Here is a 20767-nt window from a genome sequence, read left to right as displayed (position 1 = left end):
GCCCGATTATACGGGCGCGGGACGGGACGGCGTCGGTACTGGCTGAACGCCGATCAGCCGGCAGACTGCAACCACTGCAATGCCGCGGCGGCGGTATGGAACGAACCGAACACCAGCACGCGGTCACCGGGGCGCGCCTGGGCCAGGGTGGCGGCCAGCGCCTGCTCGACATCGGGGTACTGCGTGCCGCTGGCGGCATCGGTGCCGGCCAGGCGCTGCGCCAGGTCGGCAGCGTTCTGCGCGCGCGGCCCTTCCAGGCCGGCCAGCGCCCAGTGCGCGACCACCTCCTGCAGGGCCTGCACCACGCCCACGGCGTCCTTGTCCTGCAACGCCGCGTAGACGGCCAGGGTGCGGCCGGGCACGGCTTCGGCGCGCAGCGAACGCGCCAGCTGGGTCGCGGCCTGCGGGTTGTGGCCCACGTCCACGCGCACCTGCACGCCCTCGCGCTCGAAGGCCTGCATGCGGCCGGCAATGCGGGCGCTGGCCACGCCGGCCGCCCAGGCCGCACGCGGCATCGGGCGATCCAGCGCGCGCAGCGCGGCGATGGCCGCACCGGCATTGGCCAGCTGGATCGGGCCGGCCAGCGCCGGCACCGGCAGTTCCATGCGCAGGCCGACATCGCGCCAGCGCCAGCGCTGGGCATCGATCGGCTCGTAGAAATAATCACTGCCGCCACGGATCGCGTTGGCGCCCAGCAGGTAGGCGCGGCGCAGCACGCTCGATGGCGGGTCGGTCTCGCCCAGGATCACCGGCTTCCAGCCACGGATGATGCCGGCCTTTTCCGCGCCGATCTCTTCGCGGTCGTTGCCCAGCCACTCGGCATGGTCGATATCCACGGTGGTGATGACCGCCACGTCCGGATCGACGATGTTCACCGCATCCAGGCGCCCGCCCAGGCCCACTTCCAGCACGGCCAGGTCCAGGCCGGCCCGGGCGAACAGGTACAGCGCGGCCAGGGTGCCGTATTCGAAGTACGTCAGGGTGGTTTCGCCACGGGCGGCATCGACCGCCTGGAACGCGGCCACCAGCGTGGCATCGTCGACCTCCTGCCCATCGATGCGCACGCGCTCGTTGTAGCGCAGCAGGTGCGGCGAGGTGTAGGCGCCGACCTTCCAGCCGGCAGCCCGGCCGATCGCCTCGATGAAGGCCACGGTGGAGCCCTTGCCGTTGGTGCCGCCGACGGTGATGGTGTGGCGCGCAGGCTGCCCCAGGCCCAGGGCGGTGGCCACCGCGTGTACGCGGTCCAGGCCCATGTCGATGGTCGCCGGGTGCTGGCGTTCGATGTAGGTCAGCCAGTCAGCCAGGGTGGTCGGGGTGTTCGTCACGGCAGCGGTGTCCAGCAGGGGGTTACGGCAGGTACGGGAAACGGGAAATCAGAGGGCGCGGTGCTTGGCTTCGCCGAAGAACGGCGTGTGGTGCGCGCAGTCGTTCAGGCGCACCACTTCCAGGTGGTCGATGTCCGGCCCTTCCAGCAGGTTCAGCGTGGTCGGCGCCTGGCGGAAGCTCCACAGGCGCGAAATCGGCAGGCCCAGCACCTTGCACAGGATCACCCGGTTCACCGCGTCATGGGCGACCACCAGCAGGGTGTCCTGCTCGCCCAGGCCTTCGGCCGCACGCGCCAGGCCACGCCAGCTGCGCTCGAGCACCAGCCGCAGCGACTCGCCGCCGGGCATCAGCACGGTGTCCGGTTCCTCGCGCCAGGCCTGCAGGCGCGAGGGATCCTTTTCATTGATTTCGCTGGCCAGCAGGCCTTCCCACTCACCGTGGGCGATTTCCTGCAGGTCCGGCTCGGTCAACAGGGTGTCGGCACGACCGGCGCCCAGTGCCAGCTGCGCGGTGCGCTGCGCGCGCGACAGCGGCGAGGCCACCGCGCGGGTGATGTCCACCGACGCCAGGCGTTCACCCAGAGCCTGGGCCTGGGCTTCACCGATCGGCGAGAGCGGGATGTCGATCTGGCCCTGGTAGCGGCCTTCGGCGTTCCACGGGGTTTCGCCGTGGCGGGCAAGCAGGATGCGCATGCGAACTGGGGTTCCTGGGGGAGAGGAATGCCGGCGCCGATGCATCGTCCTGATGAATGCGGGCCGAAAGCCCATGATACCCCGCGCCCTGCGGCTCGTGCCGGCCCATGCATGACTGGCGTGCCGGACGGCCGGTGCCGCCCATGAAAAAACCCCGCGACAGACGTCGCGGGGTTTCGGATTGCCTGGCGATTCCAGCCGGGCATGGCCCGAGGGAGCAGATCCACGCCCTGCGTGGATGTCCCCCCGGGGCCACCGGCCTTACTTGGCCAGGTTCAGTTCCTTCAGCAGCTGCGGCGCCGGCGCCACTTCCTGCATGATCCACTGCATGTAGCGGCTGTCCACCGCGATCATGCGGGTCATCACCGGGTCGAACACCCAGTTGGAGCTGACCGATTCCCAGTTGCCGTCGAACGCCAGGCCGACCAGCTTGCCGTGCGCGTCCAGCACCGGCGAGCCGGAGTTGCCACCGGTGATGTCCAGGTTGGACAGGAAGTTCACCGGCACCGAACCGATGCGCTTGTCTTCCAGGCCGCCGTAGCGCTTGGCCTTGACCGCATCGAGCAGCGCCTTCGGCGAATCGAACGGGTCTTCGCCGGTTTCCTTGGCCGCCACGCCTTCCAGGGTGGTGAACGGGGTGTACTTCACGCCGTCCTTGCCGTAGCCCATGACGTTGCCGAAGGTGATGCGCAGCGACAGGTTGGCATCGGGGTAGACGAACTCGCCCTTGCTCTTCTTGTAATCGGCCACGGCCTGCAGGTACACCGGGCGCGCGGTCAGCGATTCACCCTCGCGGATCTTGCGCTGTTCTTCCTGCTTCAGCAGCGCCGGCATGGCCGCCACGGCGTACTGGATCGCCGGGTCGGTGCTGGCCTCGAAGGCGGCGCGGTCGGCCTTGAACCACTTCAGGCGGGCGTCCAGGCTGCCCAGTTCGGTGCCCGACAGCTTGCCGACCAGCGACTTCACGGCAGCCGCATCGCTGCCACCCAGCCAGGTGTTGAGCACCGCGTTGTCACGCTGCGTTGCCGGCAGGGCCACGTACTGGTCCAGCCAGTAGGTCTGCAGCTGCTGGTCCATCTTCGCCACGTAGCGGCGATCCATCTGCCGCAGGCTGCCTTCGATGGTGGTCAGGTCGCGGTCCTGGTAACCCGCTTCGCGCTGCGCATCCGGCTTGGTGCGCTCGATCGACAGGCGGTACAGCGCGATGGCCGCACTCACCGCCGAGGTGTTGTTGAACTGGCTGACGAACAGGTCACGCTCACGGGTGGCCTTGCTGGTGTCCAGGTGCTTGAGCAGCTGCGCGTGCGCGGCCAGGGCCGGCTTGCCGGCGGCGCCCTGCTGCTTCAGCCAGGCCAGCACGGCGGCTTCCTCGGCCTGCTTCTGGCCGGCCGCATCGATGCGCTTGAAGCCTTCCAGCTGGCCCAGGTAGTTCTTGGCCACGTTGTTCATGCTGGCCGCGGTGGCGGCGTACTTCACCTTGACGTCGGCGTCGGCCTTGCCGGCATCGGCGATCAGCTTCAGCACCGCGTTGTAATGGGCGGCGATGGTCGGGTAGGTGAAGCTGGCGGTTTCGTTGAATTCACCGGCCAGTGCATAGCGGTTGGTGCGGCCCGGGTAGCCGGCCACCATCACGAAGTCGTCGGCACCCAGCGGCTGGTCGGCGAACTTCAGGAAGTGCTTGGGCTGGTAAGGCACGTTGTCCGGCGAGAACGCGGCCGGCTTGCCATCCTTGCCCACGTAAGCGCGGTAGAAGGAGAAGTCGCCGGTGTGGCGCGGCCACATCCAGTTGTCGATGTCGCCGCCGAACTTGCCGACGCTGCCCGGGGGCGCGTAGACCAGGCGCACGTCCTTGATTTCCAGATTGCGGAACAGGCGGTAGGTGTTGCCGCCGGAGAACGAGTACAGGCGGCAGCGGAAGCCGGCGTCGGCTTCACAGGCGGCCACCTGGGCCTTGTCGAAGGCATCCAGCGCGCGGCTGCGGGCCAGCGGATCCTTGCCGGCCGCGGCGATCGCGGCCTTGGCCTGGGCGGTGACGTCGGTGATCTGGTCGAGCACGAACACGCGGGCGTTCGGGCCGGCGCTCAGTTCGTCCTTCAGGGCCGGCGCGTTGAAGCCGTCCTTGATCAGGTTCTTCTCGGCGGTCGAATTCAGCTGGATGGCACCGTAGGCGCAGTGGTGGTTGGTCACCACCAGGCCCTGCGGGGACACGAAGCTGGCAGTGCAGCCGCCGAGTGCGACCACCGCGCCCATCGGGTCGCCGGTCAGGTCGGCCAGCTGCTGCGGGGACAGCTTCAGGCCAGCCTTCTGCAGCGGACCGGCGATTTCCGGCAGCTGCTGCGGCACCCACATGCCTTCAGCGGCATGGGCGACCTGGACCAGCCCCAGGCTGGCAACGACGGAGAAGGCAAGGAGGTTCGAGCGCATGGAGCTGCCCTGTGTGGATGGAACCGTCGATTGTAGTGTGCCCCCCTGCCCCGGCCGGAAACCCCGGAAGTCATGGGCGGGGCCTGCCCCCTCCCCGCGCCAACGGACGGTTGCCGCCCCGGCAGCGCCGGGCCATGCCCCGCGGACGCAGCGCCAAGCCCGGGTTTCAATCGTTCCAATCCACCCGCACCGCAACATGGAAAACGGTCGCGGCGCTCTATAATCCGCGCTTTCCCCCTGACGAGTTCCACCCCGATGGCGCAGCAAACGATGAAGGCCCTGGTCAAGCGTGAAGCGGCCAAGGGTATCTGGCTGGAAGAGGTCCCGGTGCCGACCCCGGGCCCGAACGACGTGCTGATCAAGCTCGAGAAGACCGCCATCTGCGGTACCGACCTGCACATCTACCTGTGGGATGAGTGGAGCCAGCGCACGATCAAGCCGGGCCTGACCATCGGCCACGAATTCGTCGGCCGCATCGCCGCCCTCGGCTCGGCCGTGACCGGCTACGAGATCGGCCAGCGCGTGTCGGCCGAAGGCCACATCGTCTGCGGCCACTGCCGCAACTGCCGTGGCGGCCGCCCGCACCTGTGCCCGAACACCGTCGGCATCGGCGTGAACGTCAACGGCGCCTTCGCCGAATACATGGTGATGCCGGCCAGCAACCTGTGGCCGATCCCGGACCAGATCCCGTCGGAGCTGGCCGCGTTCTTCGACCCGTACGGCAACGCCGCGCACTGCGCGCTGGAATTCAATGTCATCGGCGAGGACGTGCTGATCACCGGCGCAGGCCCGATCGGCATCATCGCCGCCGGCATCTGCAAGCACATCGGTGCGCGCAACGTGGTGGTGACCGACGTCAACGACTTCCGCCTGAAGCTGGCCGCCGACATGGGCGCCACCCGCGTGGTCAACGTCGCCAACCAGTCGCTGAAGGACGTGATGAAGGAACTGCACATGGAGGGCTTCGACGTGGGCCTGGAAATGAGCGGCAACCCGCGCGCCTTCAACGACATGCTCGACTGCATGTACCACGGCGGCAAGATCGCCATGCTGGGCATCATGCCCAAGGGCGCCGGCTGCGACTGGGACAAGATCATCTTCAAGGGCCTGACCGTGCAGGGCATCTACGGCCGCAAGATGTACGAGACCTGGTACAAGATGACCCAGCTGGTGCTGTCCGGTTTCCCGCTGGGCAAGGTGATGACCCATCAGCTGCCGATCGACGACTTCCAGAAGGGCTTCGACCTGATGGAAGAAGGCAAGGCCGGCAAGGTCGTGCTGAGCTGGAACTGATCCATCGTGGCGTTGCCACGTTGAATCAGTCCACGCAGGCGTCCTTGTCCCCGCGCCGTCGGAGCGCCCCCTTGAACAGCAAGGGGGCGCTCCCCCAGCCGGGATCATGGATACTGCGGAATTGAAAAAGGCGCCCATCGGGCGCCTTTCTCGTTCTGTGTGCCAGGCAGACCCGGCCCACGGTGCGGTGACTGTTACTTGCCGATGCCCACGCTCAGCATCACGCGGTTGTCGGCCAGCTTGCCGGAGTTGTAGCGGCCATTGCTGTCGGTGCCGTAGTAACCCAGGCCGACGTTGAACAGGCCGAACTGGCGGCTGACGCCGACGTTCCAGTCGGTGTAGTCCTTGGCGACGCCCTTCTCGAAGGTGCTGCGGCCGACGTTGGCGTTGAGGCTGAACTCATGCGGCAGCGGCCACTGGCCGCCCAGGGCGAAGTACCAGCCGTCGGTGCGGGTGTTCCACACATCGTTGCTGTAGGCCACGGTCAGCTTGTAGCGCTCGGCGAAGGTGGTGGTGGTGATCAGTTCGTTGTAGTTCTGGTGGCTGGCACCGAGGTAGGTGTAGCGGTTGAGCAGCACGTCGACGTTGACCTTGTCGGTCACGTCCACGCCGTAGCCGATCAGGTAGTCCAGCTCGGTGTTCGGGTCACCCGGGCCGAAGTCCACGCCCGAACCCCAGACACCGGCATACAGGCCGACCGGGGTGGTGTAGGTGAAGCCGGCCTGCAGGGTCGGGTCTTCATCGGTCTGCGACACACCGCGGAACAGGTAGTCGGACACAGCGGTGATGTTCCAGCTGTAGGGCGATTCATTGTCCTGGGCGCTGGCGGCCAGCGGGGCGAGGGAAAGGGCGGCAGCAAGGGCGAGGCAGCAACGGCGGGCGTGCGTCATGGTCGTCTCCGGGGTGGCGGTGGCGGCGGGGGCAAGGCGGACGAAACCGGTGCAGTCAGCATCGGTTCACGGTTTTTTAACCTGTTTGATATTGCAATGCAACACGCATGGTGTCCGGACAGGACCCGGACAGCACCATCACCGGGTCAGCGTAGCTGGGTAGAATCGCCGTTCCCGTGCCTAGCGTGTCTTTCCCATGTCCGAAGCTTCCACCGCCCTGACCCGCCACTACGCCGACGAACTGGACGCCATCCGCGCCCAGGGCCTGTTCAAGTCCGAGCGGATCATCACCAGCCCGCAGTCGGCCGAGATCACCCTGGACGATGGCCGCACGGTGCTCAATTTCTGCGCCAACAACTACCTGGGCCTGGCCGACCACCCCGATCTGATCCAGGCCGCCAAGGACGCACTGGACACCCATGGCTTCGGCATGGCCTCGGTGCGCTTCATCTGCGGCACCCAGGACCTGCACAAGCAGCTGGAAAAGCAGATCGCCGAGTTCTTCGGCAAGCAGGACACCATCCTGTATGCGGCCTGCTTCGATGCCAACGGCGGCCTGTTCGAGCCGCTGCTGGGCGAGAACGACGCGATCATTTCCGATGCGCTGAACCACGCCTCGATCATCGACGGCGTGCGCCTGTGCAAGGCCAAGCGCTTCCGCTACGCCAACTGCGACATGGCCGACCTGGAAGCCCAGCTGCAGGCCGCTGACGCCGCCGGCTGCAGGACCAAGCTGATCACCACCGACGGTGTGTTCTCGATGGACGGCTTCATCGCCCCGCTGGACGAAATCACCGCGCTGGCGAAGAAGTACAACGCCCTGGTGCACATCGACGAATGCCATGCCACCGGCTTCCTGGGCGCCACCGGCCGCGGCTCGGCCGAAGTGAAGGGCGTGCTGGAGAAGATCGACATCATCACCGGCACCCTGGGCAAGGCCATGGGCGGTGCGCTGGGGGGCTTCACCTGTGCCAGCGCCGAGGTGATCGAACTGCTGCGCCAGCGTTCGCGCCCCTACCTGTTCTCCAACTCGCTGCCGCCGCACGTGGTGGCTGCCGGCATCAAGGCCTTCGAGATGCTGGCCGCCGCCGATGACCTGCGCAGCACGCTGGTGGAAAACACCCGCTACTTCCGCGAAAAGATGGTCGCCGCGGGCTTCGACGTGAAGCCGGGCGTGCACCCGATCAGCCCGGTGATGCTGTACGACGCCCCGTTGGCGCAGAAGTTCGCCGAGCGCCTGCTGGAAGAAGGCATCTACGCGATCGGCTTCTTCTTCCCGGTGGTGCCCAAGGGCCAGGCACGCATCCGCACCCAGATCAGCGCCGCACACACCCGTGCACACCTGGACCGTGCCATCGATGCGTTCACCCGCATCGGCCTGGAACTGGGCGTGATCAAGGGCTGACCGCAGCCGGGAGCGGAACCGGCGTCAGAACCCTTTCCACAGGAAAGGGTTCTGACCCAGCACGGTGTGCCGGCCCGGGCCGGCACCTGCCACGCATCATTTCTTCTTTTTCTTCTTGTCCTTCGGCGCGTCCTTGCTGGCGACCACGACCGGCTTCACCGGGCCGTCGTTGCCCTTGGCCACGCGGATGCCGTTGGCCTTCATCCAGGCATCGAATTCATCGGCGGTCATCTTGCGGTCGCCGTCGCTCATCATGAAGCGGTAGCTGCCGCGGCCATCCAGTTCCGGGGTCTTCACTTCGACCACCGGCACGTCGGCCGGGGTTTCGGCCTTGGCCACCTTCTTGTGGCCGCCGCAGGCGGTGAGCAGGGCCAGCGGCAGCAGCAGGCCGGCGCAGCGCAGGGAGGTGTGCAGAACGGTGTGGGACATGGACAGGCTCCGTTGCAAAGGATCGACAACTCCAGGGCCCCCTCCCCGGAAACACGGACCGGTGGCACGCACCGGCCCCGGGCATCAGCCCGGTGCGGCGGCCCCCAGCCGCCCCTGGTCAGCGTCCTGCAGCAGCCGCCACTGCCCCTTGCCGAGATCGCCGAGCGACAGCCCGCCGATCGCGACCCGGACCAGGCGCAGCACCTGCAGGTCGAAGGCCGCCAGCAGGCGGCGGATATGGCGGTTGCGGCCCTCATCGAGCACCACTTCCAGCCACGCGGTCTTGTCGCCGCTGCGCAGCACGCGCACGGCCTGGGCGGCGAGGAACTCGCCTTCGTCCTCGACCCCGGCCTGCAGCGCGGCCAACGTGGCCTCATCCGGCAGGCGGTCGATCTGTACGTGGTAGGTCTTGTCCGGCCCGGTGGCCGGATCGGTCAGCCGCGCGGCCCACTGCGGGTCGTTGCTGAACAACAGCAGGCCTTCGCTGGCCTTGTCCAGGCGCCCGACCGGCGCCAGCCAGGGCAGCTGGGCCCCGTCGAAGCAGCGGTAGACGGTGTCGCGGCCACGCTCGTCCTGCACGGTGGTCACCACCCCGCGCGGCTTGTTGAGCATCAGGTAGATGCGCTGCGGCGGCGCCAGCGGCTGGCCATCGACCTCGATAACCGGTGCCGGGCTGGCGATCGGGAACTCGGGATCGAGGATGGTGCGGCCGGCCACGCGCACGCGGCCTTCGGCGATCCAGCGCGCGGCTTCACTGCGCGAGCACACGCCGGCCTTGGACAGCACCCGGGCCAGGCCATGGCGCACGGACGGACGCGCAGCGGGGGTCGCACGCCCACGCGCGGCGTGGGTGCGGGCAGCGGGGGCGGCAGGGGGACGGCGCGAACGCATCCTCTGCTCCCCGCGCGGGTTATTTCTTGTCGACCGGCTTGGTCGCAGCCGGTGCTTCAGGGGCCGGGGCGGCTTCGGCCGTCGGGGCCGGGCGCGCCTTGACCACGCGTACGCCACGGGCCTTCATCCAGGCATCGAATTCTTCGGCGGTCATGCGCTTGCCGCCCTGGCTCATGTCGAAGCGCCACGGCGTGTTGTCGAATTCGGTGGCCGGCTTGTAAGCGGCCGGATCGTTCGGCTTCACCGCCGGCGCGCTGGGAATGGCCTTGGCGATGTTCTGGCAGCCATCGATGCGCAGGCGCTGCAGCACCTGGTCCAGCGACTGCGACGGGTCGTAGCTGGTGCTCAGCACACCGGCCGGCATGCCCAGCTGCGAATTGCGGATGGAGAACTCGTCGGCGACCGGTGCGATCGCGGTGGCCGGCAGCGACAGCGGCGTGGCACCCGGGGTGGCCGAGCAATCAACGGCGGCGTGGGCGGCAGGAACCAGGGCCAGCGCCAGGAGGGCGGCCGATGCAGTGCGCAGCATGAGAGGCGTCCACGGAAGGAAGGTGACGCGGCGAGTTTAACAGCGCCGGAACGGCTTTCAAGCGCCACCTTCAATGAATACGCCAACTTGTTGGATTTTCAGATGAATTTCCGACCGGCGGTGCCCTGCAGGTGGTTTCCGGCGGCACAAACAACAAGACCCGGCCGAAGCCGGGTCCTGCTGTGTCTTACCGGTGAAGCGTCAGAACTCAGTTCTGGACGTTCAGCTCGGTACGACGGTTCTTGGCGCGACCTTCCGGATTATCCGAACCATCCGGGTTGGTGTTCGGCGCAATCGGACGGCTCTTGCCGTAGCCGATCGGGCCCACCAGACGCGAGGCGGCAACGCCCTGCTGGGTCAGGTAGTTGTACACCGCGGTGGCACGACGCTCGGACAGCTTCTGGTTGTACGCGTCGGTACCCTTCGAGTCGGTGTGGCCAGCCACTTCGACGCGCAGGTCCGGGTAACGCTTCAGGATTTCCGAGGCTTCGGACAGGATCGCCACGGCGTCCGGACGCAGGTTCGACTTGTCGAAGTCGAAGTTCACGCCCTTCAGGTCGATGGAGACCGGCACCGGGCAGCCGTCCGGACCGATGGTCTGGCCCGGCTGCGAGTTCGGGCACTTGTCGTCGCAGTTGTTGACGCCGTCACCGTCGTCATCCAGGTCGGCGCAGCTCGGCGCCACCGGGGCCGGAGCCGGAGCAACAGCCGCCACCGGAGCCGGGCCCAGCGGGATCACGACGCCGACCGAAGCCAGCACGTCGCCGAACCAGTCTTCGCGCGGAGCGGCAATGCTCTTGTCGTCGAAGTCAGCGCGGTAGGCCACTTCGGCGCGGACAGCAACGCGCTTCTCGAAGGTGGTCTGCAGGCCGACGCCGACCTTGGCGGCGAAGTTGCCGTCCTTGCGCTTGCCCGGGCCAGCAGCATTCAGCGGGTAGGTTTCTTCCGACTTCTGGTAGCCCAGGCCGGCCAGCAGGTACGGGTTCCAGCCGCGGCCTTCCTTGATGAAGTGGCGACGCAGGTCCAGCGAGGCGCCGTACTGCGACCAGTTCTGATCCTTGTTGGCGTCGAAGTTCGGGTTCTGATAGTTCAGCTCACCGTCCAGCGACCAGCTCGGGCTGATGAACTTACCCAGGCCCAGGGTGACGAACGGAGCGTCATTGGTCAGACGGTCGTTGTCCTGGAAATTGAAGCCGGCCGAACCGGTCAGGTACCAGCGGTCATCGAACTCCTGCGCCGATGCAGCCTGGGCGAAAGCCAGACCACCCAGCAGCGCGGCAGTGAGGATCTTCTTGTTCATTGAGTACAGCTCCTATTTCGGGGGTATGAAACCGGTAGAGGCATGGGCCAGCACTACTGCGTCGATGTTCGACAGCCGATTCAGCACGCCACCGCCGCGAACATTATGCTCAGGCGAGTGAAGGCGATGTTAACAGTCCCGTAACATGTGAAGAGAAGTGTCTGCCCCGGGAGGGACCGGACATTGAAACCCTATACAGGATGATAAAATACCGCAAGAACGTGGCGGCACAAGGCTTGGCGGGCGTTCACCCAGTATGTGCAAGCCCTTGCCCACGGCACCGGCAGGGGATATTCAGCGGGAAACCGGAGAGGTGAGGAACCTTATGATGGGGCCGAACCTGAGCCGGGAATCATTCATGAAAGCCGTCGCGCTGAGTCCGCAGAACCCTGCCGTGCTGACCGATCTGGAGCTGCCGGCGCCCTCCGCCCCGGGCGGCCGCGACCTGCTGGTACGGGTGCAGGCGGTATCGGTGAATCCGGTTGACGGCAAGCAGCGCGCTGCCGCTGCGGCAGGCGGATTGGCCGCGCCGAAGATACTGGGCTGGGATGCGGCCGGCGTGGTCGAAGCGATTGGCGACCAGGTAAGCCTGTTCGCGTCCGGCGATGCGGTCTATTACGCCGGCGACGTGACCCGGCCCGGCTGCAACGCGCAGTTCCAATGGGTGGACGAACGGCTGGTCGCGCACCGCCCGCGCACGCTCGATGCCGCCGAAGCGGCGGCCTTGCCGCTGACCACCCTCACCGCCTGGGAACTGCTGTTCCAGCGCATGCCACTGCACCTGGACGATCGCCGCCATGCCGGCCAGCACCTGCTGGTGATCGGCGGTGCCGGCGGCGTGGGCTCGATGGCCATCCAGCTGGCCCGGCATGCCGGCTTCACCGTCATCGCCACCGCCTCGCGCGAGGCGTCGGCCGCGTGGTGCCGGCAGATGGGCGCCGATCACGTCATCGACCACCGCCAGCCGCTGGCGCCACAGTTGCAGGCGCGGGGCATCGACCAGGTACAGGTTGCCCTGAACCTGGCCGACACCGACCACTACTGGGATCAGCTGGGCCACCTGGTAGCACCACAGGGCCATGTCGGCCTGATCGTCGAACCGCGTGGCGCGCTGCGCATCGGCGATCCCTACAAGGCCAAGTGCATCAGCATCCACTGGGAATTCATGTTCGCCCGCGCCCGGTTCCAGACCGAGGACCGCATCGAGCAGCACCGCATCCTCAGCCGCGCCGCCAGCCTGATCGATGCCGGCCTGCTGCGCGGCACCCTGGCAGCATCGCTGGGGACCATCAACGCCACCAACCTGGAAGCCGCGCACCAGCAGCTGGCCAGCGGGCGCAGTGTCGGCAAGCTGGTGCTGGCGGGCTGGGACGACGCCGCGCCGTAAGCCCCCGGCACAGGCGCGGGACGGCGGCGGGCACCGGCCTGTAGCGGCGTATTGCCCGCCATCTGTATCTATTGGCAATGGATTTTCGGAATTACGGTGGTGACAGATCCCACCTCCCCCGAGTCCCGCATGCCCACCGCCCTTCCCTTGCGCCTGCTGCAACTGGTCACCGGCCTGTTCCTGTACGGCTTCGGCGCCTCGCTGATGATCCGCGCCACCATCGGCGTGGCCCCCTGGGATGTGCTGTCACAGGGCATCGCGACGCAGACACCGCTGTCCTTCGGCCTGGCCACCAACACCATCGGTGCACTGGTGCTGTTGTTGTGGTGGCCGCTGCGGCAGAAGCCCGGCGTGGGCACGGTGCTGAACGTACTGCTGATCGGCCCCTCGGCACAGTTCGGCCTGTGGCTGCTGCCACCGGCCGCAGGCCTTGGCTGGCAGCTGGCGATGTTCTGCGCCGGCATGCTGCTGGTCGCGCTGGCCACCGGGCTGTACATCGGCGCCAAGCTGGGGCCCGGACCACGCGACGGCCTGATGACCGGCCTGCACGCCCGTACCGGCTGGCCGATCTGGAAGGTGCGCAGCCTGATCGAGGGCAGCGTGCTGCTGCTGGGCTGGTGGCTGGGCGGCAACGTGGGGGTCGGCACGCTGGCCTTCGCCCTGCTGATCGGCCCGCTGTGCGGGGTGACGCTGGGCTGGTTCGGCATCGGCCGGCCCGCTCGGGGCGCTGTCGCGCCACGCTCGGCGGGCACGCAGCACGGCCACGGGTAACCGCCACGCCTGGCCCGGCCCGGTGCTCCGGGCCAGGCGGCCCTTGCCCCGAACGCCGTTTCGCGGCACGCTTCGCGCTTCCGTACGCAAGCGTATCGATCATGTCGCCAGCCAACGAAACCGCCTATCCCCACCTGTTCGCCCCGCTGGACCTGGGCTTCACCCAGCTGCGCAACCGCGTCCTGATGGGGTCGATGCATACCGGGCTGGAAGATCGCGCGCGCGACTTCCCGCGCCTGGCCGCCTATTTCGCCGAACGTGCGCAGGGCGGTGTCGGCCTGATCGTCACCGGCGGCTTCGCGCCCAATGTCGTCGGCTGGCTCAAGCCCTTCGGCGGCAAGCTGTCCTGGCCGTGGGAAGTGCGCCCGCACCGCCAGCTCACCGCCGCAGCCCACCAGCACGGCGCGAAGATCTGCCTGCAGCTGCTGCATGCCGGCCGCTATGCCTACCACCCCTTGTCGGTGGCGCCGTCGAAGCTGAAGGCGCCGATCAATCCGTTCACCCCGCGTGCGCTGTCGGCCAGTGGCGTGGAACGGCACATCGCCGACTATGCACGCAGTGCGAAGCTGGCCCGCCAGGCCGGCTATGACGGCGTGGAAGTGATGGGCTCGGAGGGTTACCTCATCAATGAGTTCATCGCCCCGCGCACCAACAGGCGCAGCGACCGCTGGGGCGGTGACGCCTCCCAGCGCATGCGCTTCGCGGTGGAGATCGTGCGCCGCATCCGCGAGGCCTGCGGGCCGGATTTCATCATCATCTACCGCCTGTCGCTGGTGGACCTGGTCGAGGACGGCAGCAACTGGGACGAGATCGTGCAGCAGGCCCAGGCCATCGAAGCCGCCGGCGCCACGATCATCAACTCCGGCATCGGCTGGCATGAGGCGCGCATCCCGACCATCGCCACCTCGGTGCCGCGCGCGGCCTTCGCGGCAGTCACCGCCAAGCTGAAGCCGCACGTGAAGGTGCCGCTGGTGGCCACCAACCGCATCAACATGCCGGACGTGGCCGAGCGCATCCTGGCCGATGGCGGTGCCGACATGGTGTCGCTGGCGCGCCCGCTGCTGGCCGACCCGCAGTGGCCGAACAAGGCCCGGGCCGGCCGCGCCGATGCCATCAATACCTGCATCGCCTGCAACCAGGCCTGCCTGGACCACGTGTTCGAGAACAAGCTGGCCAGCTGCCTGGTCAACCCGCGTGCCGCGCATGAAACCGAGCTGGTCTACCGCCCGACCACCGCGCCGAAGAAGATCGCGGTGGTCGGCGCCGGCCCGGCCGGGCTGGCCTGCGCCACGGTGGCCGCCGAGCGCGGCCACCAGCTGACCCTGTTCGATGCCAACGAGGAGATCGGCGGCCAGTTCAACGTGGCCAAGCGCATTCCCGGCAAGGAAGAATTCCACGAGACCCTGCGCTACTTCCGCCACAAGCTGGCCGACACCGGCGTGCAGCTGCGCCTGGGCACCCGCGCCGATGCCGCGGCCCTGGCCGGCTTCGACGAGGTCGTGCTGGCCACCGGCATCGTGCCGCGCAAGGTCGATTTCCCCGGTGCCGACCACCCCAAGGTGGTCAGCTACCTGGACGTGCTGCTGGGCCGGGTCACGGTGGGCCGCAAGGCGGCCATCATCGGCGCGGGCGGTATCGGCTTCGATGTCGGCGAGTTCCTGGCCCACGAGGGCCCCTCGCCCTCGCTGGACCCGCAGCGCTGGATGGCCGAATGGGGCGTGGACAGCACCTTCCAGGCCCGCGGTTCGCTGTCGCGTCCGGCCGTGGAGCCCTCGCCGCGCCAGCTGTGGCTGCTGCAGCGCAGCCCGGGCAAGCCCGGCGCGCGCCTGGGCAAGACCACCGGCTGGATCCACCGCGCCACGCTCAAGGCCAAGGGCGTGCGCATGCTCGGTGGCGTGGAGTACCTGGGGGTGGATGACCAGGGCCTGCGCATCCGCGTGGACGGCAGCGAACAGCAGCTGGACGTGGACCACGTGGTGGTCTGCGCCGGCCAGGAACCGCAGCGCGCGCTGCTGGCCGACCTGCAGGCGGCCGGCATTGCCGCGCAGCTGATCGGCGGTGCCGATGTGGCTGCCGAACTGGACGCCAAGCGTGCCATCGACCAGGGAAGCCGGGTCGCCGCCGCCCTCTGAAGACGGCTGAACAGGGGGCATGTGGGGTCATCCGGCCCCACCCCCGAACCTGAATGTCAACCCTTGGCATTCAGGATGCGTTCGATGATCCCCCCCTACCTTGCGCCACTTTCCGCTCACCAGCCAGTTTCCGGTGAGCCGGCGCGGCCCTCCCCCGACTGTTGTTTTCGGGCCGCCCACGGGGCGGCCCCGATGGCCGCCTCCCCATGACGCCAAGTCGTATCCCCGCCTCTCCGCCGGCCTGTTGCCGGTGGACATGCCAGGTGCGGCCTACACGGAGCAAGGAGTTATATGAAACTGGCCTGGATTCTCTGGCTGTCGCAGTTGCTGCCCCAGCCGGCCGCCGATTCGCTGTGCCTGAGCACCACCGTTTACCTGGAAGCGCGCGACCAGACCGTGCGTGGCCAGCAGGCTGTCGCCGAGGTGGCCCTGCGCCGCCTGGACAGTGGCCTGTGGGGCGACTCGATGTGCCAGGTGGTGACGGCACGCAAGCAGTTCGCGCCGACCATCGTCTCCCCCGGCACCCAGCTGGGCAACGACGCCGCCTGGCGGGAGGCAATGAACGTGGCCTTCGATGCCGAGCGCAACTGGGCCCTGCCGGCCGGTGAACGGCGCGAGATCGTGCCCGGCGCCAGCCACTTCGCGGCCCTGTCCATCGCCAACCCGAGCTGGCGCAATGCCTACCAGGTGGCCACCATCGGCGATCACACCTTCTATAAGGTGCAGACGCTCAAGCCCCGCCAGTCGTAACGGTTCGTTGCCGCCGCGGCGTTGTCGCGGCCCGGGCGGCTCTGGGATAGTGGTGGTTTCCCGCCACCGACCCCGCACGGAGTCCCCATGAAGCTGTACAGCAAGCCCGGTGCCTGCTCCACCGCCGACCACATCGCCCTGCAATGGACCGGCCAGCCGTTCGAGGTCGAACTGCTGGACAAGGACACGATGAAGGCACCGGCATTCCTGAAGATCAATCCGGCCGGTGCCGTGCCGGCGCTGGTCGACGGCGATTTCGTGCTGACCCAGAACGCAGCCATCATGGGCTACATCGCCGACCGCTTCCCGCAGGCCGGCCTGGTGGGTGATGGCAGCCCGCGCCAGCGCGCCGAAGCTGCCCGTTGGCTGGCCTTCGTCAATTCCGACGTGCACCCGGCGTTCTCGCCGCTGTTCGGGCCCGGCAAGTTCATCGCCGACGAGGCGCAGTTCGACCAGATCCGCACGGCCGCGCGCAAGCGCCTGCGCGGCCTGTTCGAACGTGCCGATGCGCAGCTGGCCGACAAGCCGTGGCTGGCCGGCTTCCGCAGCGTGGCCGACCCGTACTTCTACATCACCCTGCGCTGGGCCGCAGGCGCGAAGCTGGACCTGTCCGGCCTGGACAACCTGGCCGCCTACAAGGCCCGCATGGACGCCGACGAGGGCGTGCAGGCGGCGCTGAAGGCCGAAGGCCTGGCCTGAGGCCAGTCGCGGGCCCGGGCCGTTCGCACCGCGAACGGTCCTGGCCCCGATCCTGCTTCACCCCACCTCGCGGATCACGTTGCCCTGCGCATCGCGCAGGAACGTCGGCACCACCGCGATATGCAACGCCGCCGACACCGGGTAGTCCCCGCGCACGGCACGCACGTTGTCCAACAGTGCCTGCAGGCCCGCCTCGGACAGCACGCAGCGCACGGTCTCCCCCTCCCCAGCCACCACCGCATCGGCAGGCCCGGCTTCGAAGCACCATGGCCGCTCGCCGCCGACCAGGGTCAATGACCGGCCATGCCGCAGGCGCAGCGGCAACAGCTCCAGCACGCTGGGCACCTGCCCGGCCCCCAGCCGCAGCGTGGCCGGCACCGGCTCCAGCGCCGCATCCAGCGTTTCCAGGAACAGCATGCCGGTGCTGGCCCCCTCACGCGCGCTGCCCGCCTGTACCTGTGCCGCCAGCGCCGGATCCTCCAGCAGCGATGCGCGCCCCAGATCGGTGATCCACAGCGGCATCGACGCCTCCAGTACCTCCAGTACGCCGCGCGTGGACCAGCGCCGCACCGCCGCCATTTCCGCATCGGCCAGGCCAATCACCTGCAGGAACTGCAGGTCGCCATTGGCGGTCTGCCGCGGCGGCAACTGCGGGTCGTGCAGGAAGGCCAGATGGCACAGCCGCGTGCCGGTCTCCAGCGCGATCGGCCCGTTGGCATTGAGATGGTGGCCGTCCTCGAACACGTTGCCGCTGCCGAACACGTAGCGCGCCAGGTTCTGCAGCAGGTTCAGCGGCCACACCGGCGGCGTGCTGCCGGCGTCCTCGCCGGCGCTGGCGGCCAGGCGGAAGGTCAGCTCGAAACCATAGCCACTGGTGGTGGCATCGCTGCTTTCCTTGCCATACAGCTCGGAAAAGCCGTAGGTCACGTAGTGCCAGTGCGGCACCGGGGTGTCGGCCCAGTACACACTGATGCCGTCCAGCGGGTCCTGCCCACCCAGCGTGTACGGCACCGCGGTGCCGTAATGCTGCGGCGCCTGGCCGGCATACAGCGGCGCCAGCGCGGCATTGATGGCATCCCAGCCGGGCGTGCCGGTGGTGTCGTGGTCGTGCTGCACGCAGGCATCCTCAAGCGCAGTGGAATCCATCCTCCACTTTACCCGCCACGCTAGGCCTGCACGACCTCGCTGCCATCCTCGGCCAGCAGCGCACGGGTTTCCTGCCACCAGCGCTGGGCCAGTGCCGGGCTGCGTGCCTTTCCCACGGCCTCAAGCAGTTCCGGGCACAACCGCTCCAGCGCAAGCGCATCCTTGCAGCGCTCGATCTTCAGCTGCATGAAATAGCCCTTCAGGCCGAGGTGCCGACGCACGGCCTCGCTCATGGCCTCATACAGGTGCTGGTAGAGCGCCGGGTCCTGTTCGCGCCCACTGCTCAGGCCCCGCGCGGCCAGCGGCTCGGCCGAACCCCCGATCACTTCGATCAGGCCCGCGGCCTCCAGTTGCTGCAGGGCATCGGCGGGTGCGCGCAGGCCTTCCAGCAGGCCACGCAGTTCGTTGTCATCACGCTGGCCATCGACCATCAACAGGATCGAGCGCAACCCCGCCGGCAGGCGGCGGGCCCGGTCATCGATTTCCTGGCGGCCGGCGGCCGTCTTGGCATGCAGCAAGGCCATCTGCTTTCCCCTTCGCATTCGTGCGATCGCCCATGCGCGCCCGGCTGGGCGCGCCTCCCCCGCCATCGGCCGCCGCCACGCGCACCATCCCCGGTGCGCGGGCCCCATTGCAGGCCGATGACAGGCCGAGCTTAACGCACCCGTGGCCGGCAGGAAGCTGCGCTGCAGCAGTCCGCACCGGGAATGCCGGCCGCTGGCCGGCAGCGGCCCGGTCAGCGCCCCAGCGCGCGGCGGATCTCCTCCAGCGCCGCCGGATCGTCCAGGGTGGACAGATCGCCGGGGTCGCGCTGCTCGGCCAGTGCCTGCAGCGAACGCCGCAGCAGCTTGCCCGAGCGCGTCTTGGGCAGCGCATTGACCACATGCACATGGGCCGGCCGTGCCACCGCACCGAGCGAGGCCGTCACCGCCGCCATCATCTCGGCCACCACCGGTGCCGGGTCGTCACCGTTCAGGCCCTGGCGCAGGGTCACGAACACCAGCGGCACCTGCCCCTTCAGTTCGTCCTTGACCCCGATCACCGCCGCTTCGGCCACGCGTGGATGGCTGGAGATGGCCTCCTCGATCTCGCGCGTGCCCAGCCGATGGCCGGCCACGTTGATCACATCGTCGGTACGGCCCAGGATGAAGGTGTAGCCCTCCTCATCGCGGATCGCCCAGTCCAGCGAGCTGTACAGCAGTTCCTTGAAGTGGCTGAAATAGCTCTGCAGGAAGCGTGCATCGTCGTTCCAGACCGTGCTCATGCAACCCGGTGGCAGCGGCGGGGTGACCACCAGCACGCCCTTCTGCCCGGGTGCGACTTCGGCGCCGGTGTTCTCGTCGATCACCTTCATGCGATAGCCGAGGTTGGGGAAGCCCGGCGAACCGAAGCGTACCGGCTTCATGTCCAGGCCCGGCAACAGGGTCAGCGCCGGCCAGCCGGTTTCGGTCTGCCAGTAGTTGTCGATGATCGGCTTGCCCAGCGCTTCGCTGATCCAGTGCGCGGTCGGCTCGTCCAACGGCTCGCCCGCCAGGAACAGGTACTTGAGCGCGTCCAGGTCGTGGCGATGGATGAAGTCGGCATCGTGTTTCTTCAGCACGCGGATGGCGGTGGGCGAGGAGAACATCGTGCGCACGTTGTACTGCTCGCACAGCGCCCACCAGATGCCCGGGTCCGGGTTGGTCGGCAGGCCTTCATAGAGCAGCGAGGTGCAACCACCGATCAGCGGCCCATACACGTTGTAGGAATGGCCGACGGCCCAGCCCACGTCCGAGGTGGAGAACATCACCTGGCCCGGCTGGCAGTCGAACACGGTCTGCATCGACTGCGCCATCGCCACCGCATAGCCACCGACATCGCGCTGCACGCCTTTGGGCTTGCCGGTGGTGCCGGAGGTGTAGAGCAGGTAGCTCGGCTCGCTCGATTCGAGCCACTGCACGGGCACATCGACCTGGCCGACCTGCGCATGCAGTTCGGCATAGTCGACATCGCGGCCGGGCACGCGCGGCTGCGCCGGGTCCAGGCCGCGCGAGACGATCAGCACGTGCGGCGGCGGGCTGGTCGCCTCGGCGCAGGCGGCGTCGACCATGGCCTTGTAGGGAATGACCTTGCCACCGCGCATACCGGCATCGGCGGCGATCAGCAGCTTCGGCCTGGCATCGTCGATGCGCAGCGCCAGGTTGTGCGCGGCAAAGCCACCGAACACCACCGAGTGCACCGCACCGATGCGCGCGCAGGCCAGCATCGCGAACACGGCCTCGGCCATGTTGGGCATGTAGATGACCACACGATCACCGTGGCCGACGCCCAGCCGCTGCAGGACCGCGGCGAAGTCGTTCACTTCGCGGTAGAGCTGGCGGTAGGTGATCTCGCGGGTGGTCCGGGTCTCGGTGGAGATAGCCACCAGCGCGAGCTGGTCGGGGCGGTTGGCCAGGTGGCGATCGACGGCGTTGTAGCAGAGGTTGGTTTCCCCCCCGACGAACCAGCGCCGGAACGGTGGATTGCTGTAGTCGAGCACCTGTTGGGGTGGCTTGTGCCAGTAGATGCGCTTGGCCTCCTCGCCCCAGAACGCCTCCGGCTCGTCGATCGAGCGACGGTAGGTTTCCTCGTAGTTCATGACGCAGCCCTCCCAGACAAAGTCATGGGTTCGAGCATAGTGCGCGGCTGGCGCACGGGCCGCCCTACCTTGGTAGGGGGTGGGGT

18 protein-coding genes are annotated in these 20767 nt (G+C 68.1%); 7 read left to right on the top strand and 11 right to left on the bottom strand.

What is annotated here, in order from left to right; translation table 11 throughout:
- Window positions 1–53 precede the first annotated feature (53 nt).
- The 3 genes from folC to Q9R17_RS12365 all read right to left on the bottom strand — a co-directional run bounded on the left by folC (window position 54) and on the right by Q9R17_RS12365 (window position 4442).
- Entirely contained in the window at window positions 54–1325 is a 1272-nt protein-coding gene (gene folC, locus Q9R17_RS12375; RefSeq protein WP_308154920.1) for a bifunctional tetrahydrofolate synthase/dihydrofolate synthase, read from the bottom strand.
- 48 nt (window positions 1326–1373) lie between these two features.
- Window positions 1374–2018, bottom strand: a complete 645-nt coding sequence (locus Q9R17_RS12370) for a histidine phosphatase family protein (protein ID WP_308154919.1) — start codon at window positions 2016–2018, stop codon at window positions 1374–1376.
- A 261-nt stretch (window positions 2019–2279) separates the two neighbouring features.
- A complete protein-coding gene (locus Q9R17_RS12365) occupies window positions 2280–4442 on the bottom strand; it encodes a S46 family peptidase (RefSeq protein WP_308154918.1) in 2163 nt (720 codons plus the stop codon).
- 270 nt (window positions 4443–4712) lie between these two features.
- On the opposite strand from Q9R17_RS12365, the gene tdh reads away from it, so the two are divergent.
- The gene (tdh, locus tag Q9R17_RS12360; protein WP_308154917.1) at window positions 4713–5735 is read left to right on the top strand and encodes an L-threonine 3-dehydrogenase; all 1023 of its coding nucleotides are present in this window, start codon (window positions 4713–4715) and stop codon (window positions 5733–5735) included.
- A 194-nt stretch (window positions 5736–5929) separates the two neighbouring features.
- Here the strand turns inward: tdh and Q9R17_RS12355 are convergent, their stop codons facing one another.
- Window positions 5930–6625, bottom strand: coding sequence for a TorF family putative porin (locus tag Q9R17_RS12355; RefSeq protein ID WP_308154916.1), 696 nt, complete (start codon window positions 6623–6625; stop codon window positions 5930–5932).
- A gap of 196 nt (window positions 6626–6821) precedes the next feature.
- Here Q9R17_RS12355 and kbl point away from each other — a divergent pair, with 196 nt between their 5' ends.
- Entirely contained in the window at window positions 6822–8030 is a 1209-nt protein-coding gene (kbl, locus tag Q9R17_RS12350) for a glycine C-acetyltransferase (RefSeq protein WP_308154915.1), read from the top strand.
- Between the two features lie 96 nt (window positions 8031–8126).
- On the opposite strand, the gene Q9R17_RS12345 is transcribed toward kbl, so the two are convergent.
- The 4 genes from Q9R17_RS12345 to Q9R17_RS12330 all read right to left on the bottom strand — a co-directional run bounded on the left by Q9R17_RS12345 (window position 8127) and on the right by Q9R17_RS12330 (window position 11179).
- Window positions 8127–8459 carry a hypothetical protein gene (locus Q9R17_RS12345; protein ID WP_308154914.1) on the bottom strand — a complete coding sequence of 111 codons (333 nt, stop codon included), beginning with the start codon at window positions 8457–8459 and terminating at the stop codon, window positions 8127–8129.
- An 84-nt stretch (window positions 8460–8543) separates the two neighbouring features.
- On the bottom strand, window positions 8544–9350 hold the full coding sequence (locus Q9R17_RS12340) for a pseudouridine synthase (RefSeq protein WP_308154913.1): 807 nt from the start codon (window positions 9348–9350) through the stop codon (window positions 8544–8546).
- A 19-nt stretch (window positions 9351–9369) separates the two neighbouring features.
- Complete coding sequence (locus Q9R17_RS12335) at window positions 9370–9879, bottom strand: hypothetical protein (RefSeq protein ID WP_308154912.1); 510 nt, start codon at window positions 9877–9879, stop codon at window positions 9370–9372.
- Between the two features lie 208 nt (window positions 9880–10087).
- Window positions 10088–11179: an OmpA family protein gene (locus tag Q9R17_RS12330; RefSeq protein WP_308154911.1), complete on the bottom strand. Its 1092-nt coding sequence runs from the start codon at window positions 11177–11179 to the stop codon at window positions 10088–10090.
- A gap of 358 nt (window positions 11180–11537) precedes the next feature.
- Here Q9R17_RS12330 and Q9R17_RS12325 point away from each other — a divergent pair, with 358 nt between their 5' ends.
- From Q9R17_RS12325 to Q9R17_RS12305, 5 genes are all read left to right on the top strand, one after another.
- Window positions 11538–12566 (top strand): zinc-binding alcohol dehydrogenase family protein, encoded by a 1029-nt coding sequence (locus Q9R17_RS12325; RefSeq protein ID WP_308154910.1) that lies wholly within the window; start codon window positions 11538–11540, stop codon window positions 12564–12566.
- Between the two features lie 129 nt (window positions 12567–12695).
- Window positions 12696–13337: a hypothetical protein gene (locus Q9R17_RS12320; protein WP_308154909.1), complete on the top strand. Its 642-nt coding sequence runs from the start codon at window positions 12696–12698 to the stop codon at window positions 13335–13337.
- 101 nt (window positions 13338–13438) lie between these two features.
- Complete coding sequence (locus Q9R17_RS12315) at window positions 13439–15469, top strand: NADPH-dependent 2,4-dienoyl-CoA reductase (RefSeq protein ID WP_308154908.1); 2031 nt, start codon at window positions 13439–13441, stop codon at window positions 15467–15469.
- Window positions 15470–15760: 291 nt separating this feature from the next.
- Entirely contained in the window at window positions 15761–16219 is a 459-nt protein-coding gene (locus Q9R17_RS12310; RefSeq protein WP_308154907.1) for a cell wall hydrolase, read from the top strand.
- Window positions 16220–16306: 87 nt separating this feature from the next.
- Window positions 16307–16918 (top strand): glutathione S-transferase N-terminal domain-containing protein, encoded by a 612-nt coding sequence (locus tag Q9R17_RS12305; RefSeq protein WP_308154906.1) that lies wholly within the window; start codon window positions 16307–16309, stop codon window positions 16916–16918.
- A gap of 57 nt (window positions 16919–16975) precedes the next feature.
- On the opposite strand, the gene Q9R17_RS12300 is transcribed toward Q9R17_RS12305, so the two are convergent.
- From Q9R17_RS12300 to prpE, 3 genes are all read right to left on the bottom strand, one after another.
- Window positions 16976–18034 (bottom strand): suppressor of fused domain protein, encoded by a 1059-nt coding sequence (locus Q9R17_RS12300; protein WP_308158337.1) that lies wholly within the window; start codon window positions 18032–18034, stop codon window positions 16976–16978.
- A 50-nt stretch (window positions 18035–18084) separates the two neighbouring features.
- The gene (locus Q9R17_RS12295; RefSeq protein ID WP_308154905.1) at window positions 18085–18588 is read right to left on the bottom strand and encodes a hypothetical protein; all 504 of its coding nucleotides are present in this window, start codon (window positions 18586–18588) and stop codon (window positions 18085–18087) included.
- Window positions 18589–18800: 212 nt separating this feature from the next.
- A complete protein-coding gene (gene prpE, locus Q9R17_RS12290) occupies window positions 18801–20681 on the bottom strand; it encodes a propionate--CoA ligase (protein ID WP_308154904.1) in 1881 nt (626 codons plus the stop codon).
- Between the last annotated feature and the right edge of the window lie 86 nt (window positions 20682–20767).

Origin of the sequence: Stenotrophomonas sp. 24(2023), assembly GCF_030913365.1 — a bacterium.
In the GTDB taxonomy this organism is placed as follows: Bacteria; Pseudomonadota; Gammaproteobacteria; order Xanthomonadales; family Xanthomonadaceae; genus Stenotrophomonas.
Note: the sequence above shows the minus strand (reverse complement) of the source record. Positions and strands in the feature narration are given on the sequence as shown.